This is a genomic window from Hyalangium minutum, from assembly GCF_000737315.1.
In the GTDB taxonomy this organism is placed as follows: Bacteria; Myxococcota; Myxococcia; order Myxococcales; family Myxococcaceae; genus Hyalangium; species Hyalangium minutum.
In genome coordinates this window covers 1-16,624 of sequence record NZ_JMCB01000021.1, presented here as the reverse complement: position 1 = coordinate 16,624, position 16,624 = coordinate 1, and the positions used below count along the sequence as shown (strand labels likewise).

Here is a 16,624-nt window from a genome sequence, read left to right as displayed (position 1 = left end):
CCAAGTGAACGGAACGAAGTGGGATGTGCGTGTCTTGGCTGTCGCGGGCGTGGGGCTGATGGGGCTGGCGGCGGTGTTCCTCTGGAGAGACCTGCAGGTCCCCATGGAGATGCTGCTGGCCGTCGTGGCGGTGGGGGCCACGGGGCTGGCGCTGGCGGGAGTTCCCCAGGAGCGGCCCCTCGCCGGTCCCATCGCGGTGCTCACCTGTGCCGTGCTGGGAGGCGCGTGGTACGCGGCCACCAAGTCCGGCCTGTTGCTCGCCGGCCTGGCGGTGACACTCGTGGCCGCGATGCTCTCCGTGTGGCGTTCGCGGCGCGTGGGTGGGGAGAAGGACCGCGTGCAGTCCGTGCTCCTCTGGTACGGGCTGACGGCCGCGGCCATCGCCGCTTCGTGGGCCTTCTACTTCCACTTCCTCACGATGGGCTTCGCGGGAGATGACGTGGGCCGCCGACTGGTGCTCACCCTGGGGTGGCTCGTCGCGGGTGTCGCGCTGGTGCTGCATGGCCGCGCGCGCGGTGAGGGCGTCATCCGTGACGCGGGCTTTGCGTTCATCGCCATCGCGGTGGGCAAGGCGCTGGCCTACGACACCACGCACCTCAGCGGCACCTTGCGCGTGGCGGGCCTGGCGGGCGCCGGCATGCTGATGCTGGGCGGCGCGTGGCTCTCGGCCCGGAACGCGGCTCGGAGCGCTTGAGATGGGACCGATGATCTCCCTGGCCAGCGCGCTGCTCCTGTCGGCGGTGCCTACGGGCCCTTGCTATGTCCCCTCGGATCAGACCGCGGGGTGGAAGCGGGTGGAGCTGCCCGCAGAGGCCCCCGCGCTCGCGGCCCCTGAAGGCCTCGAGCAGTTCCGAGCCGGAGAGCCCACGCTCCTCTCGCAGGTGGATCCACCGGACACGTACCGGGGAGCCCACGAGCGGCAGCTCGGGCGCATGGTGTACGCGTTCCAGGTGCCGAAAGGGACCGTCCGCATGGAGGTGGCCTTCCTCGACTCCCTGAATGGGGCCAAGGTCGACGCGACAGCCTACGTGGGAGGCCGTGCCTATCCGCTGCTCAGCGAGCGGCGGCAGTTCGGCAAGGAGCTCATGCTCGACTGGAGCGTGGTGGGCGTGGACAGCCTGGTCTTGGAGGTGCACCGCCACTTGCGAGAGAAACCCGTGGTGCGGCACTGGCGGGTGGACCGGGAAGTGGTCCCCTCCCAGGAGCTACCGGCGGACTCGGGCTTCAAGGGGACCCGCTCGCTCTACTTCCGGCATCCGGGAGGCCGGCGCATCGAGCTCTGTGACACTCCAGGCCAGCGGATGGTGCTCTGGCGCTGGCCGGAAGGCACGCCCGAGGCCGTGACGCTCACACGCGCTGGCGCGGAAGGGGCTCCCTGACTCAGCTCCCATCCTCCTTCGCCCGTGCGCGCACCTCCGCGGCAAACAGCTCGGCCGCGGGGGTGCGCGGTGCGCCCTTGCGCCACAGGAGCGCCGCGAGCTCAGAGCGTGGAGCCGGTGACAGCCGCTTCACCAGCAAGCGCTCGGCGTCCGCGAGGCGCGGCTCCGGGAGCACGGTGACAGCGAGCCCCGCGCGCACGATGGCGAGCACGGTGCCCACGGCGTTCGACTCGAGCGCGATGTGTGGCGCGATTCGCAAGGCGGCGAAGTACGCATCCACGCGCAATCGTACTCGCAGCCCACGCGAGAGCAGGGCAAACGGCAGGTCTGCCAGCTGCCTGGCCCCCACGGTCTCCGTGTCCGCCAGCGGATGTCCTCGCCCCACAACGAGCGCGAGCCGGCTGTCGAAGATGGGCTCCGCGTCGAGGTCCGGCAATCGCGCGGGGGCATAGGCCAGGCCCACGTCGAGCTTGCCGTCCGCGAGCCGCCGCTCCACCCGCCGCACCACGGCCTCTTCGGCGCTCAGCGCGAGTCCCGGGTGCTTGCGCAGCACGGCGGCGAGCGCGGGCACCACGACACCGCGCATGCTGGGCGGATAGCCTACCCGCAGCGCTCCCGTGGCGAGCCCTCGCAAGGCGCCCACCGCGACCTTGCCCGCGTCCACATCCTCCAGGGCCCGTGAGGCATAGGTGCGGAACAGCTCGCCTGCCTGGGTCAGCCGCACGCCGGTGCGGGCGCGCTCGAAGAGCGGGGTGCCGAGCTCCTCCTCGAGCTGGCGGATCTGCTGTGACAGCGTGGGCTGTGAGACGTGGACGCGCCGCGCTGCGCGGCCGAAGTGCAGCGTGTCAGCGACGGCGGAGAAGTAGCGGAGGTGGCGAAGCTCCATCCGCGCCATCATAGGCACCATCTATCGGGTCCATGGGAACAAACGAATGTACGAATCGCCAGCGGAACGTAAATCTTCCTCCAGCCAAGAGTGAGGAGGGCATCCCGATGAAGGCGTCTGATCTGTTCGTGAAAGCGCTCGAAGCCGAGGGCGTGCGTTGTGTCTTCGGTCTCCCCGGTGAGGAGAACCTGGACATGCTCGAGTCGCTGCGAGCCTCGGGCATCCGCTTCGTGGTCACCCGGCACGAGCAGGCAGCGGGCTTCATGGCGGCCACCTCGGGACGGCTCACCGGACGTGCGGGCGTGTGTCTGGCGACGCTCGGGCCGGGGGCGACCAACCTCGTCACCGCCGCGGCGTATGCCCAGCTCGGTGCCATGCCCATGGTGATGCTGACCGGGCAGAAGCCCATCAAGGCCAGCAAGCAGGGCCACTTCCAGATCGTCGATGTCGTGGGAATGATGAAGCCGCTCACCAAGAGCACCCGCACGCTCGTCTCCGCGGAGCACATCCCCTCGGCGGTGCGCGAGGCCTTCCGCCGTGCCGAGGAAGAGCGCCCGGGTGCCACCCACCTGGAGCTGCCCGAGGACATCGCCCGTGAGACCATCGAGGCCGCGCCCATCGCGCCCAGTGCCCATCGCCGCCCCGTGGCGGATGAGGCCTCCATCGCCATGGCGGTCGACGCCATCGCGTCGGCCCGGCGGCCGCTGCTGATGATCGGCGCGGGGGCCAACCGGAAGTTGACCTCGGACATGCTCCGGGCCTTCGTCAGCCACGTGGGAATGCCTTTCTTCAGCACCCAGATGGGCAAGGGCGTGGTGGATGAGACGCACCCGTTCTGGATGGGGACGGCGGCGCTCTCGGACGGTGACTTCGTCCACCGGGCCATCGAGGCCTCGGACTGCATCATCAACGTAGGCCATGACGTCATCGAGAAGCCGCCGTTCGTCATGCGCGACAACCGCCGCAAGGTGGTCCACCTGAACTTCTCGTCGGCCGGAGTGGACCCCGTGTACTTCCCGCAGGTGGAGGTGACCGGAGACATCGCCAACGCCGTGTGGCGCATTGCCGAGGGCGTCGGCCCGCGCACTCACTGGGACTTCGCACCCTTCGAGCGCATCCGCTCGGAGCTGTACACCCAGCTCGGGCGCGGTACGGAGGATGAGCGCTTCCCGATTCACCCGGTCCGGCTCGTGTCCGAGGTGCGCCGCGTCATGCCGGAGGATGGGATCGTCTGTCTGGACAACGGCATGTACAAGCTCTGGTTCGCCCGTTACTACCGGTGCCGGAAGCCCAACACGCTGCTGCTCGACAACGCGCTCGCGACGATGGGGGCCGGGCTCCCGTCGGCCATCGCGGCCAAGCTGGTCTACCCGCAGCGCAAGGTGATCGCGGTCTGCGGAGACGGTGGGTTCATGATGAACTCGCAGGAACTCGAGACGGCGGTGCGACTGAAGCTGGACCTGACGGTGATTGTCGTGCGCGACGACGGCTATGGGATGATTCGCTGGAAGCAGTCGGCGATGGGACTGCCGGACTACGGGATGACCTTGGGGAACCCGGACTTCGTCCGCTACGCGGAGGCCTACGGTGCGCGAGGCCACCGCCCCACGAGCGCCTCCGAGTTCGGCTCCATGCTCACGCGCTGCCTGGAGTCGGGAGGCGTGCACGTCATCGATCTGCCCATCGACTACTCGGACAACTCGCGAGCGCTCGGGGCGGGGGATGAGCAGGGCGCCGCGCACTGAGGTTCGAGCACGGAAGAGAGAAGGGGAGGACCACCATGCTGGCTGAACGCTATCCTTATTACCTGGCCAACCGTTCGCGGCAGCCGAACGCGGCGCTGGCCGTGACGAACAAGTACTCGGGCGAAGTCGTAACGCACGTGGCGCTCGCGGACGCGGCCGCCGTGGAGGAGGCCATTGCTGCGGCAGTGCGCGCGGCGGGCCCGATGCGGCGCATGCCACCGTACGCCCGGCAGGCGGTGCTCGAGCACTGCGTGCGCCGCTTCCGCGAGCGGGCCGAGGAGTTTGCGCTCGCGCTCTGCATCGAGGCGGGCAAGCCCCTGCGCGACGCTCGGGGCGAGGTCACCCGGCTGATCGAGACGTTCAAGGCGGCCGCCGAGGAGGCCGTGCGCATCGAGGGCGAGGTGCTGAACCTGGAGGTGTCGCGGCGCACGGCGGGCTACCGGGGTTTCACCCAGCGCGTGCCCGTGGGGCCGTGCTCGTTCATCACGCCGTTCAACTTCCCGTTGAACCTGGTGGCGCACAAGGTGGCGCCGGCCATCGCAGCGGGCTGCCCGTTCGTCCTCAAGCCGTCCGACCGTACGCCGGTGAGTGCCACGCTCATGGCCGAGGTGCTCGCGGAGACGGACCTCCCCGAGGGAGCCTTCTCGGTTCTCACGACGCGGCTGGAGGACATCAAGCCGTTCATCGAGGATGACCGGCTGAAGCTGCTCTCGTTCACGGGCTCAGAGAAGGTGGGCTGGGAGCTGAAGGCACGCGCGGGACGGAAGAAGGTGGTCCTGGAGCTGGGAGGCAACGCGGCCTGCGTGGTGGACCGCGACCAACGAGAGCGCTTGGACTTCGTTGCGGATCGAATCGCGCATGGCGCCTTCTTCCAAGCGGGACAGAGCTGCATTTCGGTGCAGCGGGTGCTCGCGCACGAGGAACTGTACGAAGCACTGCGCGAGCGGCTCGTGGCGCGGGCTCAATCGCTGCGGGCAGGAGACCCTCGGGACGAGGCCACCACGCTGGGCCCCATGATTGACGAGCCCGCCGCGCGGCGGCTGGAGGGCTGGATCCAGAGCGCAGTGGCGCGGGGGGCGCGCGTGCTGGCGGGAGGAGGGCGGCGAGGCGCACTGCTGGAGGCCACGGTGTTGGAGGGAGTGCCTGCGGACGAGCCGCTGTGCGCGGAGGAGGCGTTCGGTCCCGTCGTGCTGCTCCAGCCCTTCCGGACGTTCGAGGAGGCGCTCCAGAAGGTGAACGACGGGCGCTACGGGCTGCAGGCGGGCCTCTTTACCCAGGACCTCACCCGGGCGATGCAGGCGTGGGACGAGCTGGAGGTGGGAGGCGTCGTCGTGGGGGATGTGCCGAGCTTCCGCGTCGACACGATGCCTTACGGGGGCGTGAAGGGCTCAGGGCTGGGGCGCGAGGGCGTGAGGTACGCCATCGAGGACATGACCGAGCTGCGGCTGCTCGTGCTGCGCCAGGGCTGAGCTACACCGCCAGCAGAGGGCTGTGGGCCTGGGGGAACTGCTCGAGCCACTCCACGGCCCGCCGGGCCCCCGTGCTGCGGGCATGCTCCAGCGCCGTGCATCCCGTGGCATCCTGCAGGGCCGGCTCCGAGCCTCGCGCCACCAGCAGCTCGAGCAGCTCCAGCTGGTCGCACATGGCCGCGTACATGAGGGCCGTTCTGCCATCGCGCGCGGTGCCGTCCACCCGGGCGCCATGGTCCAGCAGGAGCCGAGCGATGGCCAGATCTCCCTTGAAGGCCGCACCCGCCAGCGCCATCCGTCCATGGCAGTTGGCGCGGTCCGGATCGGCCTCGTTCTCCAGCAGGATCCGGGTGGTCTGCAGGTGCCCGTGGTAGCTCGCCACCATCAGCAGGGTATCTCCTCGCTCGTTGCTGAGGTTCACCGGCAGCCCCGCGGCCAGCAGCCAGGCCAGGCGGCCGGTGTTCCCCGCCCGCGCGTGCTCGAACGCCACGCGGGTCAGGGCCTGCGCGTCCTCGTTCGTCGCCAGCGTCTGCCAGTCCTGGGTCATGGTCTTCATGGGGAATCCTCCGATTGAGAGTGGGAGCGAGGTGTTCGGGCGAGCGGTGACACTGCTCACGGTAGAGATCCGCTGTGGAGTTGCCCAACACATCGTTTCAATGGAGGTGATAGGGGCGCCCTATCAGCGCGCCCAGGGATGCGGCCGTTCGCCACGCGGTGGCTACTGCTTCGGCTTCTCGTCGCTCACACAGCGCTCGACGAGGCCGGAGGCGTCGCAGTGCGTACCAGGGCCGCACTGCAGCCGACAGAGCGGCTTCTCGGGACTGGGCGGAGGAGGGGTGCTGCCAATGGTGGGATCGTTCACGAAGTCGTGAGGATCCTTGGGCTGAGCCTGCTGGGTGCTCTTCAGGGCCGTGACACTGTTGGGCCGGCCCGGAGAGTCCAGGCTGAGGGTAGAGCAAGCCGTCGCGAGCAGCGCGAAGCCCAGTACACCGAGGCGCATGTTTCTCATGGATGCAGCATAGCGCCGCCGCGCGTTGCCTGATCGTTTCCAGAAAAGACTGCCGAAAAGCAGCGAACTCCCTCTGTCAACGCATACTCCTTGTGAATCCAGACGGGAGGAACGGTGACACCCAGGAATAGACAAGCATTTATTCCACCTACCCTGACACGAAGCACGCGTGGATGGGCCCTGATGCTGTGGCTGTGTGGAGCCACCACGGCGTGTGACCCGGGCTCCGAAGCGTTCCGGGAACCGGCTCCGGCGGAGCAGTCCGGGATGCTGGACGAGGGCTCCGGGGGCGTGGTGCTCGAGCCCAACACCATCCGCGGACAGGTGCGCTTCACCAACCAGAACCCGGCGATCCTCCAGTTGCTCAACACGGACACCAACCGGATCGGGTTGGTGACGGCGACGAGCACCAGTCCCACCGGGTTCACGGCGCGTACGGAGCTGCCGGGCCAGCTCAACCTGCGCGGCTTCAGCTTCGAGATGTCCGTGGAGGCGGGAGCCGGTGGGGCTGGCGGCGTCACCTACGAGGTCCTGCCTCGCTTTGTGTGGAACGCGCAATACGACTACCGCCTCTATACCTTCGCTCAGGCCCAGGGCGTCCAGGTGCGGCCTCGGAGCGAGCAGCCGCTGCCCACCGAGCTGGACTTCTCGGAGTGCCTGGGGGCCATCGCATTCCGATTCGGAACGGACGCGACGTGCGCCACGGCTGTGCCCGTGGATCAGGTCAATTGGAACGGGCTGCAGCTGCGCCGCCATCCCAGCGGGGCCTATCTCTCCTACGTGAAGGGAGGCTCGAGCGGCACGGCCTCCACGCTCACCTACCGGCTGGGAACGAGCGAATACACGGACACGCGCTCCTATCTCCAAAACATGAATTGGAGCGTCGGCTGTGACGAGCTCGTCCAGGTGTGCGTGCCGGATCCGGGCGTCTCACAGCGCGGGGCCCTGACCGGCCCCTGGGACATCGTGGGCGAGCCGTCCCAGACATACCGGCAGATCGTCCTCTCCGGCGGACCTGACAACAACTTGCGCTACCACCTCCTGAACTTCCCTCAGGACTCGCGAGCCCCCGGCTCGGATCCCAGCCGCTGGTGGACACTGCCGAACATGGTTCCCGGCAGCTACAGCTCCTTGCGCGGCAGGGGCTACGCGCGCCGGGGGCGTGAGTTCAGCTTCTTCGAGACGCGCAACGCGAGCCCCTCCAGCGTCGTGGCGGGACCCGCCGTGCCGCTGACCCGGCAGATCAACGGTGAGACGCGCTACCCGTTCGTCATGCACCCGGCGTACTTCCATGGCGCCATCCGGTTGGCGGACCCTTACGTCACCGCGCATCCGGGGGCCTACAGCTCGCTCCAGGCCCTCAACTTCGAGGCGGATTACGACACGAATCAAGACGGGATTCCCAACAACACCGACTTCTACGCCGTGGCTCGGTACAGCACGCAGCTGCGGGCCGAGGGGCAATCCTCCGCCAGCGCGGCGACCTCGTTCCCTGGAGCCTTCTCTCCCTCGACGGGAGAGCTGTCCTCCGGCTACGAGCAGCTCCTGCCCTATATCTACGATGAGCCTCACCCCTGGCGGCAGGATCTGCTGAGGCTGGGCTTCTGGACCCAGGGCTACAACTTCGTCACCCGTCCCGGGCAGTACGATCCGGCGCGCTTCCGCTACGGGTACCTCGATCTGAAGAAGAAGCAGAACACCCCGAGCACGCCGCTGCAGCCGGGGCAGCGCTACCGCGTGGACCACGAGTACTGCTTCAACGAGGTGCAGGTCGAGTTCTCCACGGCAGACACGCCCTTCTTCAACCCGACAGCGGCCATCTCCGGCAGCTTCCGGGGGGCAGACTGGCGGGGGCTCGCCGCGGACTACACCGTCACGGGACTGGCCTCGGGCATCCCCGCGGCCGTGGGGATTCCGCAGAGCGAGGCCATCACCTACGCGCAGACGCGGGGCTCGGTGAGCTTCACCTTGCCCGAGGGCATTTATACGCTCACGCCCGGCGCCATGCTGGTCAACAGCAACGGCAGCACCAACCAGGCCACCTTCCAGCCCATCCAGTTCACGCTTGGCTGCGGCCAGCGCATGAAGCTGGTGCCTCCCCTGACAGTGCTCATCGCGCCCCAGCCGACGTGTGCTTCCGGTCCCTCGCAGATCGTGACGGGCGTGGTGAAGAGCCGTCCGGCCGAGATCGACCGCGTGTGGTACCGGCTCAACGGCGGGCCCGAAGTGACGCTGTGCGAGAACTGTGGCATCGACTACCCCTTCCACATTCCGGTGCAGCTCCAGGCCTGCGGCAACACCGTGCAGGTGTATGCCTTCACCGCGGGGCTGCCCGAGCCCGCCACGGGCTTCCAGCAGCTCGTCTGGGATGATCCGGCAGATGGTCCCTCGTGCGGCGAGGCGGCCTGCGTCAACCGTCCGCCCGTGGCCCGGTGCATTAACCAGGTAGTGGGAGCGAGCAGTGCGTGCGCTGGGTGCGCGTCCGTGAATGACGGCTCGTATGATCCGGACGGCGGCGAAGTCACCTGCGTGCAGACGCCGGACTGCCCGTATGCCCTGGGCCAGAACCGGGTGACGTTGACGTGCACGGATGCGCATGGCCAGAGCGCCTCGTGCCAGGCCATGGTGACCGTGCAGGACACGACGCCTCCCGAGATCACGTGCGCGCAGCCTCCTGCGCTCGAGTGCTCCGCGGGCGGGGCTGTGGCCAGCTATGCGCCCAGCGCCACCGACAACTGTGGGGCGAGCCCCAGTGTCACCTGCACCCCCACCTCGGGCAGCCGCTTCGCGCACGGGACGACGGCGGTGACGTGCACGGCGACGGATGCCCAGGGCAACCAGGCCCGTTGCGCGTTCCCAGTGAGCGTGGTGGATACGCAAGCACCTGGTCTCGCATGCCCGGCTGCGGTGACAGCCGAGTGCTCCAGCCAGGGCGCCGCGGCCGTCTCTCTGCCCCAAGCGGTGGCAACCGACAGCTGCCAGCTGACCCAGCAGTCCGGTGGTGGAGTGGCCAGCTATCCTCTCGGGACGACGGACGTGACGTACTCGGCCAGGGATGTGGGCGGCAACACCACGGCCTGCACCACGCAGGTCTCGGTGGTGGATACCCAGGCGCCCACCCTCACCCTCGTGGGGGAGGATCCGCTGGTGGTGGGCTGTGGCCGCTCGGCAACTGCCGGTGTGGTGGCCACGGACGTGTGCCAGGGAGATCTCACCCACCGGGTGGAGGTGGTGGGCCTGAACCCGAGCGTCCCTGGCACCTACGCAGTGAGCTACCGGGTGCGCGATGCCTCGGGCAACGTGGCTCAGGGCGCACCCCGCACGGTGCAGGTGGTGGAGGACTCGGGTCCGCTCTCCTTGAGTCTCAACGGCGACAGTGAGCTGACGCTTGAGTGCGGGCAGGACGTGTATGTCGACCTGGGCGCGACCGCCGCGGACGGATGCGGGAGCCCACTGGAGGTTCACCGCTACAACTCCGGCCAAGATGCTTACGGGCCGGGACCGGACACCGCGGCCGAGGGCACCTACTCCGTGCAGTACTTGGCGTGGGACTCCACCGGGCTCACGGTGGGAGCCATCCGCACGGTGCACGTGGATGACCGGACGCCACCGGCGCTCATGCTCCGCGGACCGGCGCACATGGTGCACACGTGCGGCACCGGGTGGGTCGATCCAGGAGTGGAGGCCACGGACGCGTGTTACGGGAACTTGAGCGCTACCGTCTCCCGCACCGGCGATGTGAACGGCTGGGCTGAGGGCCTGTACACCCTGCGTTATGCCGTCACGGACAGTGGAGGCAATGCCGCCGCGCCCCTCACCCGCACCGTGGAAGTGGTGGACTGCCCCTGGTAGTCCCAAGTGCCTGTCCGGCAGCACCCTGGTACCTGCCTTGTGTGCTGCCGGACGGGACTTTCTGTTTTGCCTCCGCGCGCCGTGCGCGTGGAAGACCCGGGCACAGGAGCACTCAGGGAACGACGTGCAGGTTGAGCCAGGAGGTCCGCTCGTTCTGCTTGCTGATGTCCTTGCCGTTCCGGCTGACGTCGTGGGCGGTGATGTTGAAGCCGCCGCCCTTCTTGAAGAAGTCCTGGCGGGTGACGTAGTACTGCTCCCGGCCGTTGGTCCCGGGGATCTCCTGCCGGTGGTACTGCTTCGTCAGCTCCTCATGGAGCCGCTTCAGCCCATTGCGCGGGACCTTGACCTCGCCGTACTCCCGCTGGCTCATGCGGGACACGCTCGCGTCGAGGCTGTTGTGGACCTGCTGGAGGCTCTGCTTGAACTGCCGGTCCGGATCCGCCGACCCCTGGACGCGAGGCTTCTTCTTGCTGCTCACCGTCTCCCAGCCGTCGCCACCCTCCTGCTGGGTGGGGCTCTTGGGCGCCGTCTCCTGCTTGGGCGAGCGCGTCTCGAAGCTGTCTCTGCGGCTGGGGCTCTGCGGGGCCGAGGGAGAGGGCGAGCGCGGCGGGGAGGACGTCCGGGGAGTGGAGGTGCTGGCGGAGGGACGCAGCGAGGACGTGAAGGACGGGGTGCTCTTGAAGGAGGCGGCGCCGAGGCGGGGCATGGTGGTGACTCCAGTGAAGGGCTTGTGTTTCGTTGAAGTCGGGTATTGCGCCTTTCGTGCCACGAAGCTGGGGTCGAGCAGACCGGCCTGATTCCAAGGGCTTGCGCGTGCCTGGGGATAGGAGGGAGGCGCGCCACGGGCTAGAGAGGGGCTGCGAGCCGGTGACTGCCGTCCTCTCCCTGGTGAGGGTTGTCACCACGCCAGAGGGAGCTCCGCAATCCCATACTCGGGCTGTACTGCTGCAGGCCCGGCTGGAGCGCATCCACAGCACGGCGCTCGAGGCGCTGGCCGTTAGCGAGCGCCCTCGCGCGTCTGATCGACCCGTGCCACGACCTTGCCTGACTCCGGGCTGGCGGCTCCCCACGCGCGCACCGCGCCCTCGATGCTCCCATGCCCCGGATCGGATGCGTTCCTCGCTTCCGCGACGTGATAGTTACCGTGGCCGTGCCCCGGCCCAAGCTGCACAGCGACGAAGCCATTCTCGATGCCACCATGGAAGTGCTGCTGCGTCGCGGGCTGGCCGGGTTCACCTTGAATGACGTGGCCGCCGAGCTGGGAATGTCCCGCGCCGCGCTCATCCAGCGCTTCAAGAACAAGGACACGCTGTACCGGCGTGTCATGGAGCGCTCGGGTGCGCAGCGGCGCGACTATCTCGCGAGCATGCCCGTGGAAGTGGGAGCACAGGGACTCTGGCGCTTCCTGACGGAGATCATCTCCGGCATGGGCACGGGGGAGGGACTCGACAGCTACCTGCTCCTCGCTTGGCAGGACCTGAGAGACACCACCCTGAGGCGCATGGCCCTCGAAAGGAACCTGATGGTCCGCGATGCCATCGCCGCCCGGCTTCCCAAGATGGCCGAGCGGAATGAAGTCGCCGCCGTGCTGCAGGACGTCATCGCAGGTGCGACGATGCAGTGGATGGTGGAGCGGGAGCCCTCGCTGACCCGCTATGTGCTGGAGCGCGTGCGCCGGGTGCTCGGTCTGCTGTTCCCCCACGAGTCCTTCGAGCTTCCGAAGCGCTGATCCGCCCCTTCATGCTGTCCGGAGGCCAAGATCCCCATCCAGACTTGTTTATAACCGTCGTGTCGGTTATTAATTCTTCCTGCGGAATGACACGTTGCACGGAGGAAGGGGTTCACATGACCGAGCGCTGGATTGAAAGCCGTGGCATCCGTCTCTGCACGGAGTCCTTTGGTTCGCCGGACGACCCGCCCATCCTCCTGATCATGGGAGCGATGTCGTCCATGAAGTGGTGGCCCGATGGGCTGGTCGCCATGCTGGTCGCGGCGGGGCGGTTTGTTGTCCGCTACGACCAGCGCGACATGGGCCGCTCCACAACGTATCCCCCGGGAGCCCCGGGCTACACCGTCGATGACCTCGCGGATGACGTCATCGCCGTGCTGGACGGCTATGGCCTCGCGCGAGCCCACCTGGTGGGGATGTCACTCGGGGGGATGCTCTCGCAAATCGTGGCATTGAAGGCTCCGGAGCGAGTCCTCTCCCTCACACTGATCAGCGCGGAGTTTCTCGGCGATCTGGGCTTCACGCCCCCGCCCCTCTCACCGGCGCTGCTCGCACACTTCGGGACGGCGGCCACCCTGGACTGGAGCGACGAGGCCGCCGTTCTCGAGTTCATGGTGAAGGCGGGGCGCCTGAACTCCAGCGGGCGCCGGCCTTACGATGAGGCCCTGGCGCGCCGCGTGGCAGCGGCGGAGTTCCGTCGCTCGCACAACCTCCAGAGCATGATGAACTATACGGTCCTCACGGGCGGCGAGCGCTGGTACGGCCGGACCCATGAGCTCCAGGCGCCCCTGCTCATCATCCACGGCGCGCTGGACCCCGTCGTTGCTTACGCGCATGGCATCGCCCTGAGCCGGGCGGTGCCGGGCGCGAAGCTGGTCACGCTCGAGGATGCAGGGCACGAGCTGCACGAGACGGACTGGCCCACCATCGCCAATGCCATTACCGCTCATACCGGCGCCGCGCACTGAGCACTCTGCTCGTACCTTTCGTCGTTAACGTCACCCCATCGCGGAGCCGAACCCGTGTCCAAGCACCCGCGAGTGCTGCGAGAGACTGGCTTCGTGGAATCCAACGATAACCGGTGGGAATGAAGTTCGGCGGCTGGCACCGCACCATTGCGCGCGCCCCCCCCTTCTCCTGTATCAAGCCCCCATGACCGAGTTCATCTCCATCCGCGGCGCGCGCGAAAACAACCTCAAGGACGTCACGCTCCAGATTCCCAAGCGCAAGCTCACGATCTTCACCGGCGTCTCGGGCTCGGGGAAATCGTCGATCGTGTTCGACACGCTGGCGACGGAGGCCCAGCGCCAGCTCTACGAGAACTTCTCGCTGTTCATCCGCAACTTCCTACCCAAGTACCCGCAGCCCGACGCCGACGCGATCGAAAACCTCACCATGGCGGTGATCGTCGACCAGAAGCGGCTCGGCGGCGGATCGCATTCCACCGTCGGCACGGTGACCGATATCCATGGCGTGCTGCGCCTGCTGTTCTCGCGCGTGGGTAAGCCGTCGGCGGGCGGGGCGATCGCGTATTCGTTCAACGATCCGCGCGGCGCGTGTCCCGACTGCAATGGCCTCGGGAAGAAGGTCGGTGTCGTCTCCGACGACTTCCTCGACATGAGCAAGTCGCTCAATGAGGGCGCGGTACAGGTCCCGTTCTTCAACGACTGGGACGTGCAGGCGTACACGTTGAGCGGCTTCTTCGACAATGACAAGAAGCTCAGCAAGTTCACGAAGGACGAAATGGAGCTGCTGCTCCACGGCAAGGATCGCAAGTTCAAGGCGCAGTTCGGCGGGAAGACCATCAACCTCACCTACGCCGGCGTCATCGCCAAGATCGAACGCTCGTACGTGCAGCGCGACATCAAGACGCTCAGCGAGCGCACGCAGAAAGCGGTGATGCCGTACCTCAAGCCGCGCGAATGTCCGTCGTGCAAGGGCGCGCGCTTGAACCCCGCCGCACTCGCGAGCAAGATCAACGGCCACAACATCGCTGAATTGTCGTCGATGGAGGTCGGCGAGCTGTTGAAGGTGGTGCGCGCGATCAAAGAGCCCAAGGCCGGGCCGATCGTGAATGCGCTCGTCGAGCGGCTGCAGGCCATCGTCGATATCGGGCTCGAATACCTGAGCCTCGACCGAGAGACTGACACGCTGTCCGGCGGGGAATCGCAGCGCGTGCGGATGGTGAAGCACCTCGGCAGCAGCCTCGTAGATGTGATGTACATCTTTGACGAGCCGAGCGTGGGCCTTCACCCGCGCGACGTGCATCGCCTCAACGAGCTGCTCGGGAAACTGCGCGACAAGGGCAACACCGTGATCGTCGTCGAGCACGACCCCGCTGTGATCGAAGCCGCCGATCACATCGTCGATGTGGGGCCGGGCGCGGGCCGCAGCGGCGGGACGATCGTCTTCGAAGGCACATACGAAAAGCTTCTCAAATCCGACACGCTCACCGGCCGCCATCTCACGCAGGCGCTGCCGATCAAGAAGGATGTGCGCAAACCCACCGGCCAGCTGCGCATCAAGAACGCACGCGCGAACAACCTGAAGAGCATCTCCGTCGACATCCCCAAGGGCGTGCTCACCGCGGTGACCGGCGTCGCGGGCTCAGGAAAGAGCTCGCTCATCAACGATGTGTTCCTCGTGCAGCATCCCGACGCGATCGTGATCGATCAGTCCGCCGTCGGAACCTCCACGCGCAGCAACCCCGCAACGTACACCGGCGTGATGGATGATCTGCGCAAGGCGTTCGCGTCGGCCAACAAGGTGGACGCGGGGCTGTTCAGCTTCAACTCGAAAGGCGCGTGCGAAGCGTGCAACGGATCGGGAGTGGTCTACACCGATCTCTCGTTCCTCGATGCGTTCAAATCACCGTGCGAGGTGTGCCAGGGCCGCCGTTTCAAGGACGACGTGCTGGCGTACAAGCTCGACGGGAAGTCGATCAGCGATGTGCTCGCGATGACGGTGGCGCAGGCGGTGGAGTTGTTTCAAAAGCGCAAGGAGATCGTTCGCAAGCTGCAGGCGATGCACGACGTGGGGCTCGCGTACCTCACGCTCGGCCAGCCGCTGAGCACCCTTTCCGGCGGGGAGTGCCAGCGCATCAAGCTCGCCAGCGAACTGCATAAGGACGGCAGCGTCTACGTCATGGACGAGCCGACGACGGGATTGCACATGTCCGATATCACGCACCTGATGGGGATCATCGATCGCCTCGTCGACGGCGGGAACACGGTGATCGTGATCGAGCACAACCTCGACGTCATCCGCAGCGCGGATTGGATCATCGACCTGGGGCCTGAGGGGGGCAGCAAGGGCGGCGAGGTGATCTTCGAGGGCACGCCAGCGGAGTTGGTGAAAGCGAAGCGCTCGCTGACCGGGCAGTACCTGCGGTAGCACGGGTGGGTGAGCGAGGGCGGAAGTGGGTTTTTCATCCGCTGAGAAAAGAATTTTACCTTCAAGTCACTTGCGCCTTCACGGGTCGTGTTGGTATTTCGCTGCTCCCACCTGTTTTGCAGGTTGAGCGTTTTTTCCAACTTTCGCCCGAGGAAGCGCATGAATCGACGCAGCAGCAGGTTCGGAAGCCTTTGGGGAGTGGTGGCCCTGGTGGCAGCAGCGGGGTGTGATGGCTCGGCAGAGCCCGGCTCGGAAGCCGTGCTGGGCGCCACGAGCCAGGCGGTGATTTCGGCTCCGGACTTCGTGGTGTCGTCGGTAACAGGGCCCGCGAGCGCCACGCCCGGGCAGCAGCTCACGGCGACGGTGGTGGTGTGCAACCAGGGCACGCAGGCGGGTGGCGCGCCTGTCGAGGTGTACCTGTCGGCGGACACCACCATCACGCCGAATGGGCCGACGGGGCCTTCGCCGGACTCCTTCGTGGGCTACGCCGGCACGCCGTATCTGAACCCGGGGCAGTGCCAGACGCTGACGGTGCAGGGCCCGGCCTCGGTGCCCTCCGAGGGTGCTTACTACTTGGGTGCGTACGTGGATCCGCCCAACGGCACGGCCGAGCTGCTCGAGAACAACAACGCCAAGACGGGCGCGCGCATTGGCATCGGCTACAAGCCGGACTTCGTGGTGTCGTCGGTGACGGGGCCGGTGAGCGCCACGCCTGGGCAGCAGCTCACGGCGACGGTGGTGGTGTGCAACCAAGGCACGCAGGCAGGCGGCGCGCCCGTCGAGGTGTACCTGTCGGCGGACACCACCATCACGCCGAACGGTCCCACAGGGCCTTCGCCGGATTCCTTTGTGGGCTACGTCGGCACGCCGTATCTGAACCCGGGGCAGTGCCAGACGCTGACGGTGCAGGGCCCGGCCTCGGTGCCCTCCGAGGGTGCTTACTACTTGGGTGCGTACGTGGATCCGCCCAACGGCACGGCCGAGCTGCTCGAGAACAACAACGCCAAGACGGGCGCGCGCATCGGCATCGGCTACAAGCCGGACTTCGTCGTGTCGTCGGTGACGGGGCCTGTGAGCGCCACTCCTGGTCAGCAGCTCACGGCGACGGTGGTGGTATGCAACCAAGGCACGCAGGCAGGCGGCGCGCCTGTCGAGGTGTACC

The 16,624-nt window shown here is 67.4% G+C and carries 13 protein-coding genes; 9 read left to right on the top strand and 4 right to left on the bottom strand.

Annotated elements, in window-relative coordinates; all coding sequences use genetic code 11:
• Window positions 1-4: 4 nt before the first annotated feature.
• Window positions 5-694, top strand: coding sequence for a DUF2339 domain-containing protein (locus DB31_RS37445; RefSeq protein WP_044197235.1), 690 nt, complete (start codon window positions 5-7; stop codon window positions 692-694).
• Window position 695: 1 nt separating this feature from the next.
• Window positions 696-1,379, top strand: coding sequence for a hypothetical protein (locus tag DB31_RS37440; protein WP_044197233.1), 684 nt, complete (start codon window positions 696-698; stop codon window positions 1,377-1,379).
• 1 nt (window position 1,380) lies between these two features.
• Here the strand turns inward: DB31_RS37440 and DB31_RS37435 are convergent, their stop codons facing one another.
• Window positions 1,381-2,265, bottom strand: coding sequence for a LysR substrate-binding domain-containing protein (locus DB31_RS37435; RefSeq protein ID WP_044197337.1), 885 nt, complete (start codon window positions 2,263-2,265; stop codon window positions 1,381-1,383).
• Between the two features lie 107 nt (window positions 2,266-2,372).
• On the opposite strand from DB31_RS37435, the gene DB31_RS37430 reads away from it, so the two are divergent.
• Together DB31_RS37430 and DB31_RS37425 are read left to right on the top strand one after the other, a co-directional pair.
• Window positions 2,373-4,010 (top strand): acetolactate synthase large subunit, encoded by a 1,638-nt coding sequence (locus DB31_RS37430; protein WP_044197231.1) that lies wholly within the window; start codon window positions 2,373-2,375, stop codon window positions 4,008-4,010.
• 35 nt (window positions 4,011-4,045) lie between these two features.
• Window positions 4,046-5,479 (top strand): aldehyde dehydrogenase family protein, encoded by a 1,434-nt coding sequence (locus tag DB31_RS37425; protein WP_044197229.1) that lies wholly within the window; start codon window positions 4,046-4,048, stop codon window positions 5,477-5,479.
• Between the two features lies 1 nt (window position 5,480).
• On the opposite strand, the gene DB31_RS37420 is transcribed toward DB31_RS37425, so the two are convergent.
• Both DB31_RS37420 and DB31_RS37415 read right to left on the bottom strand, forming a co-directional pair.
• Window positions 5,481-6,035, bottom strand: a complete 555-nt coding sequence (locus DB31_RS37420) for an ankyrin repeat domain-containing protein (RefSeq protein WP_157232360.1) — start codon at window positions 6,033-6,035, stop codon at window positions 5,481-5,483.
• Window positions 6,036-6,197: 162 nt separating this feature from the next.
• Complete coding sequence (locus DB31_RS37415) at window positions 6,198-6,479, bottom strand: hypothetical protein (RefSeq protein ID WP_044197227.1); 282 nt, start codon at window positions 6,477-6,479, stop codon at window positions 6,198-6,200.
• Window positions 6,480-6,671: 192 nt separating this feature from the next.
• Here DB31_RS37415 and DB31_RS45600 point away from each other — a divergent pair, with 192 nt between their 5' ends.
• A complete protein-coding gene (locus tag DB31_RS45600; RefSeq protein WP_052420557.1) occupies window positions 6,672-10,340 on the top strand; it encodes a DUF5011 domain-containing protein in 3,669 nt (1,222 codons plus the stop codon).
• 112 nt (window positions 10,341-10,452) lie between these two features.
• Here DB31_RS45600 and DB31_RS49330 read toward each other — a convergent pair whose 3' ends face one another.
• Window positions 10,453-11,046 carry a hypothetical protein gene (locus tag DB31_RS49330; RefSeq protein WP_044197225.1) on the bottom strand — a complete coding sequence of 198 codons (594 nt, stop codon included), beginning with the start codon at window positions 11,044-11,046 and terminating at the stop codon, window positions 10,453-10,455.
• Window positions 11,047-11,436: 390 nt separating this feature from the next.
• Here DB31_RS49330 and DB31_RS37400 point away from each other — a divergent pair, with 390 nt between their 5' ends.
• The 4 genes from DB31_RS37400 to DB31_RS37385 form a co-directional block, all read left to right on the top strand.
• Window positions 11,437-12,069 carry a TetR/AcrR family transcriptional regulator gene (locus DB31_RS37400; protein WP_240487104.1) on the top strand — a complete coding sequence of 211 codons (633 nt, stop codon included), beginning with the start codon at window positions 11,437-11,439 and terminating at the stop codon, window positions 12,067-12,069.
• 116 nt (window positions 12,070-12,185) lie between these two features.
• Window positions 12,186-13,037 carry an alpha/beta fold hydrolase gene (locus DB31_RS37395; protein WP_044197223.1) on the top strand — a complete coding sequence of 284 codons (852 nt, stop codon included), beginning with the start codon at window positions 12,186-12,188 and terminating at the stop codon, window positions 13,035-13,037.
• A 184-nt stretch (window positions 13,038-13,221) separates the two neighbouring features.
• The gene (locus DB31_RS37390) at window positions 13,222-15,462 is read left to right on the top strand and encodes an ATP-binding cassette domain-containing protein (protein WP_044197221.1); all 2,241 of its coding nucleotides are present in this window, start codon (window positions 13,222-13,224) and stop codon (window positions 15,460-15,462) included.
• A gap of 159 nt (window positions 15,463-15,621) precedes the next feature.
• On the top strand, window positions 15,622-16,624 hold a 1,003-nt coding region (locus tag DB31_RS37385; RefSeq protein ID WP_276203680.1), incomplete at its 3' end, for a CARDB domain-containing protein.

What these genes read in the sequence shown, in the direction of transcription:
- DB31_RS37440 (WP_044197233.1), top strand. Translation starts at nt 696, where the DNA reads ATGGGACCGATGATCTCCCTGGCCAGCGCGCTGCTCCTGTCGGCGGTG.
- DB31_RS37435 (WP_044197337.1), bottom strand. Translation starts at nt 2,265, where the DNA reads ATGGAGCTTCGCCACCTCCGCTACTTCTCCGCCGTCGCTGACACGCTG.
- DB31_RS37430 (WP_044197231.1), top strand. Translation starts at nt 2,373, where the DNA reads ATGAAGGCGTCTGATCTGTTCGTGAAAGCGCTCGAAGCCGAGGGCGTG.
- DB31_RS37425 (WP_044197229.1), top strand. Translation starts at nt 4,046, where the DNA reads ATGCTGGCTGAACGCTATCCTTATTACCTGGCCAACCGTTCGCGGCAG.
- DB31_RS37420 (WP_157232360.1), bottom strand. Translation starts at nt 6,035, where the DNA reads ATGAAGACCATGACCCAGGACTGGCAGACGCTGGCGACGAACGAGGAC.
- DB31_RS37415 (WP_044197227.1), bottom strand. Translation starts at nt 6,479, where the DNA reads ATGCGCCTCGGTGTACTGGGCTTCGCGCTGCTCGCGACGGCTTGCTCT.
- DB31_RS45600 (WP_052420557.1), top strand. Translation starts at nt 6,672, where the DNA reads ATGCTGTGGCTGTGTGGAGCCACCACGGCGTGTGACCCGGGCTCCGAA.
- DB31_RS49330 (WP_044197225.1), bottom strand. Translation starts at nt 11,046, where the DNA reads ATGCCCCGCCTCGGCGCCGCCTCCTTCAAGAGCACCCCGTCCTTCACG.
- DB31_RS37400 (WP_240487104.1), top strand. Translation starts at nt 11,437, where the DNA reads ATGCCCCGGATCGGATGCGTTCCTCGCTTCCGCGACGTGATAGTTACC.
- DB31_RS37395 (WP_044197223.1), top strand. Translation starts at nt 12,186, where the DNA reads ATGACCGAGCGCTGGATTGAAAGCCGTGGCATCCGTCTCTGCACGGAG.
- DB31_RS37390 (WP_044197221.1), top strand. Translation starts at nt 13,222, where the DNA reads ATGACCGAGTTCATCTCCATCCGCGGCGCGCGCGAAAACAACCTCAAG.